This window comes from Natronobacterium gregoryi SP2 (assembly GCF_000230715.2).
GTDB lineage: Archaea > Halobacteriota > Halobacteria > Halobacteriales > Natrialbaceae > Natronobacterium > Natronobacterium gregoryi.
In genome coordinates this window covers 2,702,025-2,715,281 of sequence record NC_019792.1, presented here as the reverse complement: position 1 = coordinate 2,715,281, position 13,257 = coordinate 2,702,025, and the positions used below count along the sequence as shown (strand labels likewise).

At 60.5% G+C, this 13,257-nt stretch carries 9 protein-coding genes and 1 pseudogene; 6 read left to right on the top strand and 4 right to left on the bottom strand.

The window, feature by feature from the left end:
* Positions 1–777: 777 nt before the first annotated feature.
* Positions 778–1,113 (top strand): HalOD1 output domain-containing protein, encoded by a 336-nt coding sequence (locus tag NATGR_RS13535; protein ID WP_005577340.1) that lies wholly within the window; start codon positions 778–780, stop codon positions 1,111–1,113.
* Between the two features lie 676 nt (positions 1,114–1,789).
* Here the strand turns inward: NATGR_RS13535 and NATGR_RS13530 are convergent.
* Positions 1,790–2,674 (bottom strand): IS1595 family transposase, encoded by an 885-nt coding sequence (locus NATGR_RS13530; protein WP_015233702.1) that lies wholly within the window; start codon positions 2,672–2,674, stop codon positions 1,790–1,792.
* A 536-nt stretch (positions 2,675–3,210) separates the two neighbouring features.
* Here NATGR_RS13530 and NATGR_RS13525 point away from each other — a divergent pair.
* Entirely contained in the window at positions 3,211–4,473 is a 1,263-nt protein-coding gene (locus tag NATGR_RS13525) for an NRAMP family divalent metal transporter (protein WP_005577348.1), read from the top strand.
* A gap of 86 nt (positions 4,474–4,559) precedes the next feature.
* Here NATGR_RS13525 and NATGR_RS20670 read toward each other — a convergent pair.
* Positions 4,560–5,486: pseudogene (locus NATGR_RS20670) on the bottom strand (transposase).
* 195 nt (positions 5,487–5,681) lie between these two features.
* Here NATGR_RS20670 and NATGR_RS13510 point away from each other — a divergent pair.
* The 3 genes from NATGR_RS13510 (at position 5,682) to NATGR_RS13500 (ending at position 8,081) form a co-directional block, all read left to right on the top strand.
* Positions 5,682–6,095: a gamma-glutamylcyclotransferase family protein gene (locus tag NATGR_RS13510; RefSeq protein WP_005577350.1), complete on the top strand. Its 414-nt coding sequence runs from the start codon at positions 5,682–5,684 to the stop codon at positions 6,093–6,095.
* A 959-nt stretch (positions 6,096–7,054) separates the two neighbouring features.
* Entirely contained in the window at positions 7,055–7,555 is a 501-nt protein-coding gene (locus tag NATGR_RS13505; protein ID WP_005577352.1) for a gamma carbonic anhydrase family protein, read from the top strand.
* Between the two features lie 64 nt (positions 7,556–7,619).
* Positions 7,620–8,081: a DUF5799 family protein gene (locus NATGR_RS13500; protein ID WP_015233701.1), complete on the top strand. Its 462-nt coding sequence runs from the start codon at positions 7,620–7,622 to the stop codon at positions 8,079–8,081.
* An 11-nt stretch (positions 8,082–8,092) separates the two neighbouring features.
* On the opposite strand, the gene NATGR_RS20465 is transcribed toward NATGR_RS13500, so the two are convergent.
* Positions 8,093–8,224, bottom strand: a complete 132-nt coding sequence (locus NATGR_RS20465; protein WP_005577355.1) for a DUF7557 family protein — start codon at positions 8,222–8,224, stop codon at positions 8,093–8,095.
* 406 nt (positions 8,225–8,630) lie between these two features.
* Here NATGR_RS20465 and NATGR_RS13495 point away from each other — a divergent pair, with 406 nt between their 5' ends.
* Entirely contained in the window at positions 8,631–8,915 is a 285-nt protein-coding gene (locus tag NATGR_RS13495; protein ID WP_005577357.1) for a DUF7545 family protein, read from the top strand.
* Positions 8,916–8,966: 51 nt separating this feature from the next.
* Here the strand turns inward: NATGR_RS13495 and NATGR_RS13490 are convergent, their stop codons facing one another.
* A complete protein-coding gene (locus tag NATGR_RS13490) occupies positions 8,967–13,205 on the bottom strand; it encodes a DUF7282 domain-containing protein (RefSeq protein ID WP_015233700.1) in 4,239 nt (1,412 codons plus the stop codon).
* Positions 13,206–13,257: the final 52 nt, after the last annotated feature.

Below are 13,257 nucleotides of genomic sequence, written 5' to 3'. Positions count from 1 at the left end.
TCGGCCAGTTCGTCGCTAGCGTACAGCCATAGCGGGTCGCCGCCACGTCGACCTCGGTGTCGGTGATCGTCACCCGGAGTTCAACACGGTTGTTCAGCCGGAGACACGTGTTACAGCAGTCACAGCGGTTAATCTTCCCCGCCCGATCGAGGTATCCGACAGCCGGGCAGTCTCGAGGTTCACAGCCGACTCGAGGGCGACGTTCGTGGTGTGGTGTCCCGGGAAGTGATGGAGTGGCCGCAATCGGCGCTCGAGGCAGGTACGGGGTGATGGAGGTGTGTCGTCAAGGCGACAGCGCAAAAATCACAGCCCCCTCCTCACTTCCGCACAGCGAATCTCCAGGTTAGGGATAGTATTGACTGGACTCAACTTACCGTGTTGAATAGCAGCCTCTGATACGGTTTGCTGTAATACGGATTGCTGTAACTAGTTACTGCCGATTGCCAGAACGGGGTCAGCGATCGGCGGTAATTGAATACAGCAAACCGTATAAGTCATTTCCGGCGCAACCACGAGCCCTCCTGCGGTCGCGCCGGTAGGTCGGTACAGCAGTCCGTACGAGCCAAGCGAAGCGACGCCGATTTTGAGACCACTTCCGTGAGCGGCGCATATGACGACGATCCACGACGACGCCGCTATTCAACAGAGCAGTATATTCAAAATCTGTACTAATAACGCGCACATTAGTTCACGAGCACCTACTGATTCTGCAGGCGAGTTGCTTTTATGCCGCAGATGACTACGGGATAGTAGACGATTGAGTATCCTGGTGTAGCAATGCAAACGGAAAAGCCACCCGCGGACGGCACGGACCTCCAGTACGATCAGACGAACGACCGATACGTCTTCCACCACGACACCGACGGGAGCGCGACGCTTACGACGACGATCGTCCACGCCCTGTCGTCGATCACCGACGTCGACGTCTCGCAGGGAGAGTTCTCTCTCTACGATAGCGTCGACCCCGATGCACTCGACCGAATCTTCCGCCCGAAAGCTGACGGAGACGATCGAACGAACGGCCACATCGCGTTTACCGCCCTCGAGCACGAAGTCTACGTGTACGCGAACGGCGACGTGATCATCTACCCGCCCTCGGATTCGAACCGATAGCGCAGTTTTCGGCGGGTGCGTCGCTCGAGCGGGTACGTCAACTGCTTTGCCGTCTCGGACGATCTCGAGGCTTGTCAGTGGACTCCGGTTCTAACCGAGTAACTCGGCAGGCGTGTAGTCGCTGTTCACGTTCAACACCCTGGGTTTCATACGGTTTGTTGTACGTTATTTCCAGCGCAACCGCGAGCCCACTGCGGTCGCGCCGGGACATCGGTACAGCAGTCCGTATCAGGGGTGAGCGTGTCATAGAAAGATTCGCACGCTCTTCTTATCCAAGTCTTGTCAAGACCCTCGTGCAAGATACAACGCACGAGTGTCTCGGGAACCGAAAGAGATTATTACAGCGATTAGGCAGCCAATTCGAAGGAGTCATCAAACTACCCAATCGAAAAATCCAATGAACCCACAAATTGCTATGATGCCCACGTACGGTATTCTATTTTGAGACACCCACTCATTGAATGTCTCCGAGACGACTGGTGTCACGACAAATAAGGAAAGTAAAAAGAAAACACTGGCAGCGATTGGATTATATTTTAGAACATTTGCAACACCAAGCAAACCGAATGACAGCCCTCCCCCTATCTGGCCAATTAACCCTCCACGAGCGGTATGATCCATATTCAACTATTTCGCCGAATGAATATTAACGCTCTTGTGTAGCACTTTGTTGATCTCATAGCGTCGCTTTGATAGCGTGTTTGAGCGCTTCTCTCCCTGGTTTCCGCAGTAGCTTTCGTCGAAGTTGGAACGCTCGGAGATACTGTGTGAGCTTGTCTTTTGAGATGCCTCGATGAGGCGAGAGCCACGGTCGCAGCAGCGATCCGTGGCTCTCGCAGGTGTTGACGTGTACGTTTTCGTTGGCGTATTCGCCGTCGCCGTGGACGACGTATTCGCGGTCGAATGCGTCGTCCTCGGCCAGTGGATCGTAGGCACGAAATCCGTCAGTGTAGACGGTCAGTGGCTCCTTCTGACGGTTTTCGAGAAGGAGCCGAATCGTCGATTCGTCGGCTGATTTCGCTGGGATCACGTATCGGTCGCCGGTGCCACGATCGACGATCGTAAACACCGGCGGTTTGTCCTGCTCGTACGTTCCTCGCCCACGCGTGGACAGGCCACGCGAGCGCGACTCCTGGTCGCGCTCGCGGCCTTTCTTTCCGGCAGAAACGTAGAACTCATCGATCTCGACGGGGCCAACGAGATCGAGCTGAGGCGCGTCGAGCGTTCTGGCGAAACGCTCGACGCGCCGGTGAAGCGATCGGTAGGAGACGTCGATTTCAGCGTCTAACTGGCGGATACTCGTGTTGAATCGGAGCAACGAGTAGAACGCGAACAACAGCTTGTCAAGGCCGATCTTCGCGTGCGCGAAGATCGTGCCGGTCTTGTCGTTGAACGTGCGTCCACAATTTTTACAGCGATACCGCTGATACTCTCGATAGCTGCCGTACTTGATCACCGATTCAGACTGGCAGCGCGGGCACTGGAGGCCCTCGCGCCAGCGAACCTGCTCCAGCAGGTTCGCGGCGCTCGCCTCTGAGCGAAACACTTCAACTGGGAACATAGTCGGGTGATGCTGACGCATCACCCTTGCCCGCTACGCTTTCACAGCGCCAGCTCTGTTCGACCAACAATCTGCTTCCGAAGAGCGTAGAGGGTATAGACGTACCGTGACGAGCGACAACCGATATTGAATCCATCAGAAACCTGGAGAGCGTGAGTTCAGCAGGGCGGATTACTCGTTTATCCAACGGAAGCGTTTATGTAACTAGTGAAATATTATCTCCATAGGCACATTCATGCAACTTATCCCTCTTCGGGGATAATTAGTAATATATTCCGACCCCATTCTGTTCGATTGAGTTGGGTAGTCTGGTGCCAGACGTACGTAGAGTAGGTCCCTGACGTCTTTCAATCAGATTCACAGATGGGACAGAAATTGTCCCAGAGCAAACCAATCCACGCGGAGATTCGACTAATTCCAATAATTGTGTCAATCAATACTATAACAACTAACGTATCGTTTCGAGAAAGGACGTGGAGATGTATCGGATTCCAGTCACTGTTGCGTATCGACCGTCGAAGCACCACCAGCAGCGTATGAGCACGAAACACTTCTCTCCGCTTCAAGATCTGACCGCGTTCTCACAGAAGTACGGGTTAGCGTTCGTGATGGTTGCCAGTTACTTCGGCTCTGGGTCGGTATTCATCGCCAGCCAGGCAGGCGTCATGCACGGATACACGCTGCTGTGGGCTGTCGTCGGGGCCGCGTTCCTCGGGTTTATTGCTCAGGATATGAGTGCTCGGTTGGGCATCCACGGAGAGTCGCTGATGGTGTTCACCCGCGAGAAATTGGGCCGGCCACTGGCAACGACGATTGCGGTCTTTCTGTCGATCGGTTGCATCGCTTGGACACTTGGACTGGTCGCTGCGGTCGGTGCCGGCATTTCGTTCCTGCTCGGTGGGGCTGTGGCGTGGCAGCCCATCGCGGTACTCACAACGTTCGCTGCGATCGGCGTCGGACTACTACATTATGACACCGTCGAGAACGTGATGATCGGAATGATGTTTTCATTGATGGTCATTTACGTGATCGTCGCCCTGCCAAGCGGTGCCGACCCGAGCAGTGTTGCGACCGGATTCGTACCGGGGACTGACACGCTGGGTGCGTTAGCGATGGCAGCAGGTTTGCTCGGTACAACCGCACTGTGGCCGAACTTCTTCCTCGAGTCGATTCTTGTCCATACCAAGGGCTGGACCAGCGAGAGCGACCTGTCGAAGGCCCGGACGGACCTGGCAATCGGCTATGCCGTCGGTGGGATCACGACCATCGTGATTCTAATCGCTGCGGCGGCGCTGCTGCGACCGATGGGCTTTACCGAACTTGAGTCGTTCATTACGCCGGGCGAAGCAATGGTCGAGGTACTTGGGACCTGGGCGATGGTGTTGTTCATCGGCGGCGTGATCGCCGCGGCGTTCAACAGCATTATCCCGATTATGTGGACGCCGGCCTATATTATTCCACAAGCCGCAGGATACACAGTTCAGAAGGGTGATCGGCTGTTCAACGTGCTGTTCGCAGCACTAACTGGCATCGGCATTTTTTCACCGCTGGTGAGCTGGTGGCTGGATCTGTCGGTCGTCGATATGGTCATCCTATTTCCGATGTACAACGGAATCTTCGCACTCCCGGTCGCAGCTACACTGCTGCTCTGGGCAGTTAATGACCGCGAGATGATGGGTGAATACTGCAACACCAGTGCACTAAACGCCGTCAATGCATTGCTTGTGATACTCGCGGTCATCTTGGCGGCCCTATCGATTCAGGACTTCATTGAACTTATCACCGGTGGTGGATTCTAACCATCTTCGGTAAGCGCCTGACCACAACCAGACTCATGCTGGTGGCTAAAACTTCATGTATTTCTCGCGGCAGTGGAGAACTGTTTTCACAGCGTGATTGTTGGACTGGCAATATCGTTTCCTCGGTGGTGATTGGCAAGTGCAACGGCCAAGCGAAGGCAGAGAGCGATCAAGACGTGTGACTTGGCTCTCACTCGGCCTCGGGCCCCAGGGTCTCGAGGCCGAGATCCTTGCAGACACCAATCGCTGTTTCGACCCGTGAGCGTTTTGTGTACGTCTTTTCGAGTTGATTTTGCCAGAGACACACCGTGTCACTGTATTCTTTGACTCGGTCCTCGACGCGGTAGTCTATATCGAGTGGCTCATTCGTGTTTCGTGGGTTGGACGGCGCAATCGGCACGACTGACGGCTCCAGCAGCCAGTCGTGCCACTTCAGCATGTCAAACGCTGTGTCGCCAAGAAACCAGCGTGGAGTCTTGACGGCGAGCGCGTCACGCGCATCGCCGTCTCCTCATCGACTTTTCGCTGGAGTGAATGATGCTGCGACCGGTATGTTGTTCGCCGCGGTTACAACACAGCAGCCCTAGCCGTAGTAGAAGTCGTCTTCGGCGTGATCGTAGTTCCACCGCGCGTCATCGTCACGGTGATCCACCTGGATATCTGTCCCGTCGATGCGAAAGAGCTTGCCGAGCAGGACTTGCTCGACAAGTTCGTGAACTAATTGGATGAACACGTCCTCTGCGACGAGTTCGAAGTCAGTGATGAATCGCGAGAGTCCGCCGGGACGGCGGACTATCGAAGCCGCACTGTCGCCAGACATCCTCGTTGCGGAGTTTTCGCACCATTGGACGAGGTCCGTCGATGTCGTCGCAAAAGCAGTGAAAGACGCTTTTCAACAGTTCCGGTGGTCTGTGAACCCGTGTTCGCCTCCTCGGATTGGGGGCGAACACGGAATCGTCCATGAGAAACGAGAGATCAAGATAGTCGAAAAGCGCTGCTGTCTCCGTCTCCAGTGCTTTGAAAACCTATTCGACCGTATCGTTACTCGGTCGGATAGACTTGCTGCTGGACACATCAATTTCGTCCTACCACTTCCTTGTGAAGACTTCTGCACCACCGCCTCTACAGGAGTGAGTTAAACGGCTGTCGATCGATAGTGGGGTGACGACATCGTCGGACAGAAATAATCCGCTGTTAGACGAACTGGCGTGTACGCCTTCGTCTACGGGACCCTGACCGATCCCGCCCGAGTCGAGAGCGTCCGCGAAGACACTCCATCCACGGCGTACGCCGTCGAAGGTCCAGCCACGCTCGAGGGACTCCACCGCATCGACGGCCGCTATCCGACGCTGGCACCTGGCGGGAGCGTCGACGGCCGACTTCTCGCGGGTGATCGAACTGCCCTCGACTGTCTGGATCGATACGAGGGCGTCGACGACGGGCTGTACGTCCCGGTCGCAGTTTCTCACGTCGATCGTGACTCCGACGTCTTCGTCTACGTCCGCGATCCGGTCCGTCTCGCAGTGGCCGAGCGAGTCGACTGGCCGGAGGACGGTCCGTTCCTCGGGCGAGTTCGTCGCGTGCTTCGTGAGGACGAAATCGTGGTACAAAGCCACGAATGACAACCGTCAGTCGATCGTCTGCCATTCGTCTGACGAGTGGCCCACCCCGTCGCAGTCTTGCACTTTCACTTTCGGTCCGGAGGGGTGGGTTTTATGGTCTTTCCGTCCCCGTCTACAGTCGCACGTCACACGCCGTGTATTCCCTGTCGTGCTGCCTGCACCCGGCAGCACTTTTTTGCCGCGACCGATCCGTTGTACTAGAACCAAGAGCGAAGCGGCTGGTCGTGTCGTCTTCGACGCCAGGCTGTGTCAGCTGTCTCAACCCGCGACTGCGGCGCGTAGCAGACCAAACGAGGAAAACACCTCGGAAAACGCCGACTCGAAACTGCGCTCGTTCGAAGGGACGGCAGTCCGACGCGCGTCGATCGCTTGGGTCTGCGCCCGACCGCTGTCAGCCATCGACGCACCAGCAAACAACGCCGCAACTGAGACGGACTGCTGTACCGATGTCCCGGCGCGACCGCAGGAGTGCTCGCTGTCGCGCCGAAAATGATGGACAGCAAACCGTATGAGCTGGAGTGTCTCACCGACGTTCCCGTGTCACGGCTTCGGGTCGCGAGTGCGCCGCCAACAACGGACGGGAAACTGTCTGGGTCAGTACAAACCCGTGCGAGTCGGGAACTCGAGACGGAAGAGGGGAGGGTATCGGGAGCGACGGAAGAGGGGATGGGAAGAGTGCCTCGGTCGCCGAGTGGGGTGATACGGTTTACTGTAAGTCATTTCCGGTACAACCGCGACCCGGGCGGCGGTTGCACCGGTAAATCGTTACAGTAATCCGTATGAGTCGGTGGACAGTGGTCAGCGGAACGCCAGGCTGGGAACCGGCCGTGACGTCCGCTGCAACAATCCGTGTGACGACGCCGATATTAGACCTGATGCCAAATCACGTTGGGGTCGCCTGTCCCTGTCGACCTCGAGCGATAGGCAGCTTCAAGACGCTACTCGAGACAGGAGCCACCATGTTACGCTCGTTCGATGGGGTCGAACCCGACGTCGCCGACTCCGCGTACGTCGACGAGACGGCCGTCGTCATCGGCGACGTAGTCGTCGGAGCCAACGCGAGCGTCTGGCCGAACACGACGATCCGTGGCGACCACGGACGGATCGTCGTCGGCGAGGGCGCGAACGTCCAGGACAACGCCGTCCTCCACGAGGCGGCCGAACTCGAGCCGTACGCGACGGTCGGCCACAGCGCGATCGTCCACGACGCCACCGTCGCCGAGCGCGCGTTGGTCGGGATGAACGCGGTCGTCCTCGACGGTGCTCACGTCGGCGAGAAGGCAGTCGTCGCGGCAGGCAGCGTCGTCACCGAGGAAACCGAGGTGCCGCCGGGGACGCTCGTCGCCGGCTCGCCGGCCGAACCCAAAGCCGACGTGGACGACCCGCGACTCGAGGCGACCGCAGAACGGTACGTACAGCTCTCGACCGACCACGAGGAAACGTCGGAGCGGCTCGGCTGACGCTCGAGGCTGTGGCTCGAGCGATGGGGAAACGCTGATGCAGCCACCGGCCGAATCGACGGCCATGAGCGAGAGGTCGTGGACGGACCGGATCGTCGGCGAGCGGATGACTGTCGATCAGGAGTTTTCGTCCCGCATCGCGTCGTCGGAGTTGTCGAACCAGCAGTGGAGTCTGATTATGACGGCGACCGAATTCGAGATCGAACGCCCCGACGATCCCGACCGCGCCCGGATCGTCGCGAACACGGAGCAAGTCGAACAGATCATTCCGGAACTCGAGAACGTCGACTCCGGGATGGGAGCGATGGGCGGCCCTGGCGCTCGAGGCGGTGGCTCGAGTGGCTCTGGCGGGCTCGTCGACTCGATCAAGGGCGCACTCGGGCTCGGTGGTGACGGAGGCGACCACGACGAGAAACTCGAGACTGCCGAGCGACTCACCGAAGAGTACGCTCGGGAGTTACAGACTCACCTCGAGGAGAACGGCCGCTGGGATTCGGTCCGTGAGGCGGTTGCCGAACGCGAGTGACTCGATCGGTATTAGTCGCCAGCGCGAAACAGCGTGTACTCGCTGGCCTCGTAAATGTTGATGAGTTCGTTGATTAGTTCGTCGTCGATTCGCAGGTCGTCCAGCCGTTCGATCGTCTCCGTTTCGAGTTCGACGGTGGCCATACCTCGAGATTCGACATCGACGGTCAAAAGCGCCATGACGACGTAGTGACGACTGGAACGGTCTCTACACCGAACACACCGTTCGCGGCTCTCACCCAGTTCGTGCCAACTCAGACGACTCTCGTGCGATCAAGTGCCACTGATACGGATTGCTGGAACTAGTACCGTCCCAACCGTCGACTGACGGGTCGAATCGAGCCACACCGCCAGATTCGACCCATCAGTTCAGGCTTGGCCCGCCACTAGTTCTCGCCGATCGCCGGCCCGTTCTGGCGATCGCCGGGAAGTGACGACATAAGCCGTATGAGTTGGAGTGGTGATTGTACGACCTGGTGCCAGACCAGTCCGAGTCGCCTCGCACTTGCAAGTCACAGCACCTTTAGGCACGGTCCCCGACCGTCACTGTATGTCCGACGTAGAAACTGTCACTGTCTCGATCGACGCCGACGACTCGACCGACGAAGTTACGCTGCCGGCCGGCCTGATGGACCTCGTCGCGGAAGGCGACCAGACGGCCGCCGAGACCGTTGGCGACGTCACGCTACTGTCGTTCGCCAGTCGCGCTCACCACGTCGTCCACCACGGCGACGGCGCTGACGAGGACCTCGAAGCCCAGGAGGAACGCATCATGGAACTGTTCGAAGAACGGTTCGGGGTCACGTTCGGCGAGGCGACCGGTCACCAGCACTGACCGCGAGGGAACGCTTCTCTGCCAGCACAAAATACTTCGAGAGCCGGAAGGCTACACTACCCCCGCTGCCGTCTCGAGCGAGTGGGTGGCCGTCGAGTCGGCCTTGATCTGTGGGCCGTCGTCGCTTAATTCTGTCTGTGCCGGTTCGGCCTCTGGGCCGACCGATTCATCGGTTGCCTCCGAATCGTCTCCGGTTTCGGGTTGTTCAGACTCTCGTTCGATGGAATTCGCTCCTACCGCGCCGGTGTCGTCGCCAGTTTCGGTTCCCGTGTCCGTCCCATCCGCACCGTTCTCGCCCGGCCCCGGTATCTCGGTGCCGTCGTCTAGTGCTTCGGGCTCTGTGCCGGTTTCGACGCCGTCGTCGGGCGCTTCGGGCTCTGTGCCGGTTTCGACGCCGTCGTCGGGCGCTTCGGGCTCTGTGCCGGTTTCGACGCCGTCGTCGGGCGCTTCGGGCTCTGTGCCGGTTTCGACGCCGTCGTCGGTGGCTGGTGTGTCGACGATCGCGGTTCCCGCCACGGTGTCGTCGTCGGTCGAGACCGTCATATCGTACTCGCCGGGCTCGAGGCCGTCGGTCGCTGTCGTCAGCGCAACCGTCCCCGACTCGTCGGGCTCGAGCGTCAGTTCGGCGTCGTCGACCAGCTCGCCGTCGATCGCCAGTGCCACGTCCTGCATGCCGGTCTCCTCGCCCACGTTGGTTATCGTCGCGTCGACCTCGAGTTCTTCTCCCTGCTGAACGGGCGAGTTCGTCGTTATGTCGTCGATCAGGAACGTCGCAGGCTCTTCCGGCTCCTCGACTGTTACCGGTGTGTCGACACTGTCGTTGGCGGTCGAAATCGTCGCAGTGGACTCGCCAGACTCGAAATCGTCGGTCGCTACCGACAGCGACGTTGTCGTCGACTCGTCGGCTTCGAGATCGAGCGTGCTCGAGTCGGCTTCGCCGTCGAGCGACAGTTCCACGTCTTGTGTCCCAGCCTCGTCGCCGACGTTCGTAATGGCCGCATCGACCTCGAGTTCTTCTCCCTGCTGAACGGGCGAGTTCGTCGTTACGTCGTCGATCAGGAACGTCGCGGGTTCCTCGGGGACGGCGACGATGTCGCCGGCGAGAGCGGTCTCGGCCGTGAGCACCTCGTCGTAGTCGTAGATCGTCATGTCGACGATCCAGGCGAGTCGCTCGTCGTCGGTCTCGGGCGTCCACTCGACGGTGAACGCGTTGTCGCCGGGTTCGAGTTCGTCGGTCGGTTCGTCGGCGGTCGTCCCCTCGAGTTCCGTTCCGACGAAGACGCTCGCGTCGTTGGGGTTCTCGTAGCCGAATGTGACGTCGATCGTCGGCGGGTCGTCGTTGCCCGCGTCGACGACCGACGTCTCCTCGACGGAGATCGACGGCAGTTCCGGTCGCGTCTCTTCGAGACACGCCTCGGCCTCGGGGTGGGGGTGATCGATACTCGCGAACGGGAACGCCTCGGGCGAACTGATGCCCGTGATAGTCGTTCCGTAGTCCCCGTAGTCGCCGACGTCGACGACTACTTCCTCCTCGTCGGCCTCGACGACGCCCTCGCCGTCGCCGACCTCGAAGACGATCGTTCCCGTAAACGGTGCGTCCACGTCCTCGCCGATCGTCACGAAGTCCTCGGCAATCGTGTTCCCGAACCCGCCGGCGGTGTAGAACCCGGTGCTGGCCGCGACCGTGTCACCGTCCTCGAGCGAGTCGGTGACCTCGGCACGGGTGCAGTCGACGAACTCGACTTCGAACTCCTCGTCGAGCGTGTACTCGAGAGTGTCGATCGCCAGTGTCTCGCCGTCTCCCGCGTCGAGAACCGAAACCTCGAGCGTCGCGTCGTCCTCGAGCGGGTCGACGAGATCGATCGATTCGTTTTCGACCCCCTCACCTGCGGGGAACGGCTCGGTTTCGACGAGGCGGTCGTCCGCGTCCTCCTGGGCGACGGTGACTGCGTAGTCGACCGTCGCGTTCGCCTCGGCGACCGTCACGCTCTCGCCGTCACCACGCTGGTCTGCGACCTCGAGCTCCGCTTCGGGCACTGGCCCGGGGTCGTCCTCGAGTTCGTATTCGATCGTCTCGCTCGCGAGCGTTGCATCGTCTTCGGCGTCGCGGACAGAGACGTCGACGGTCGTGTCGTCTTCGATCGGCGGCTCGAGTGCCAGATCCAGGTTCTCGACTCCCGTATCTGCATCGAACGGTTCGCTATCTACGCGCTCGTCGTCGTACTCGGCCGACACCGTGTACTCGACCGAAGCGTTCGCCGCCTCGACCGTCAGCGTCTCGCCGTCACCGACCTGGTCCGAAACCTCGAGCGTCCCGTCTGGGGCAGGTGCTGGTTCCTCGTCGACAGTCACGAACGCACTGTCGAGTATCGGTGCACCGCCCTCGGAGACGTACGGCTCGTCCTCCTGGCCGTCGGTCTCGACGTACTGGAACGTCTCGTCGCCGGTCGTGTCGTGGTGGACGACCGCAGTAAGGGGCTGGCTCTCCTCGAGTGACGCCTCGAGTTCGACGGTCACGTCGTCGTAGGCCCCAGGCTCGAGATACGCCGAAGAGCCGAGCACGGCTTCGGGATCGGCGTCGACCGCCAGGTCGTCGTAGATCGCCACGAACCCACCTTCGGAGAGGTCGACCGCGTCGATGGTGACGGCGTCACCCTCAGACTCCTGATCGCCGAAGACGATCGTCGCCTCGCCCTCGAGTTCGTCGATCTCCTCGATCCGCTGGCCAATCTCGATCTCGACGTACTGGGTTACCTCGACGACGTCGTCGATCCCCTCGTCGACCGCGTACGCCGTCGCGTTGGCCGCGAGGTCTGCCGTCAGCGTCTGCAGTTGGGTGACGCTGATCCGCTGGTACTGGACGGCGCGAGCGGTTTCCTGGCTCGCACTCGTCGCTCCGGCCTGAATCTGTTCGACAGTCGCCTCCTGGTGTTGCGAGAGCGCGCCATCCGCACTCCCCCGGGCGAGTTGCTGAATCTGCGTGACGTCGACGAGTTGTTGCTGGGTCACCGCTCCTTCGCCGGCCCCGAAGGCAGCACTCTGGATCTGTTCGATCTCGACGACCTGGTACTGGATTGCCGACTCGACGGCACCTTTGGCCGCGCCGGCCGCCGCGTACTGTTTCTGCGTCACCGTCACCTCCTGCTGCTGGACCAGCACGCCGTGTGCACCCCCATCGGCTGCGGCCTGAATCTGTTCGACGGTCGCCTCCTGGCTCTGCTCGATAGCACCCGTCGCCGCTCCGAACGACGCTTCCTGGAGGCCAGTGATCGTGACCTGCTGGACCTGTTCGACCGTCACCGACTGGATGCCTTTCAGTGCCCCTGCACTGGCACCCCAGGCTGCGGACTGGGTCTGTTCGACCGTTACTGTCTGTCGGTGAACGAGCGCCCCTTTCGCGGCTCCCGTCGCTGCTTTCTGGACCTGTTTGACGTCGGCCCGCTGGGACTGCTCGCCTTCGACCTCGAGTTCCTGGTCGGTCGTCACACCTTCGATCGCACCGGCGCTTGCACCCGTGGCCGCGTGCTGGACGTGCTCGAGGGTGACCTGCTGGCGTTGCTCGACCGTGATCGTCTGGTACTGCTCGAGGACGCCGTAGCTGGCACCGTTAGCGGCTTCTTCGATCTCGGTGCCGTTCTCGAAGCCGCGCTCGCCGGCTTCGCTCGCGGCACCGGCCGCGCCACCTCGCGTCGCAACCTGGATCTGTTCGACGGTCACGCGCTGTTCCTGTGCGATCGCCCCGTACGCAGCACCTTTGGCCGCTCGCTGTAGCTGTGTCGCCTCGACGGTCGCGTGCTGGGCGAGCGCCCCGTCGACTGCGCCGCCGACGGCGTACTGGATCGCCGTGACGTTTGCCTCCTGTGTCGCGACGAGCGAGCCGTGGACGGCACCCTTCGTCGCCTCTTGCACCTGATCGTCGTCGGCCCCCTCGTGCTCGGGGACGAACTCACTTGCCCCCTCGAGGGCGGCCTCGCGTTGCTCGTCTGTCACCTCGACGCCCTGTTGTTCGGCGAGATCGATCCCCTCGTCGACGCCGGCCTCGACGGTCTCCTCGCGGTCCGCCTGGAGCTGTATCGCGGCTGCATCGGTCGACTCGAAAGAGAGCAACTCGAGACCGTCGCCGGTCATCTCGCCGACCTGTCCGCCGGAGATGCTGTCGTCGACGGTGGCGTCCTCACTGGCCCCTACCAGACCGCCGCCGAGCAACGGCAGTGCGACGACGCTTGTCACCACGAAGACGATAGTCACCGTGACGGAAATCTCTCGCGCCCGCGGCCGCAGCCGTCTCATTGCAGTCCTCCTCGCTCAACTCGCCCGGACGCGTCCCCGAAGACCTGCGACG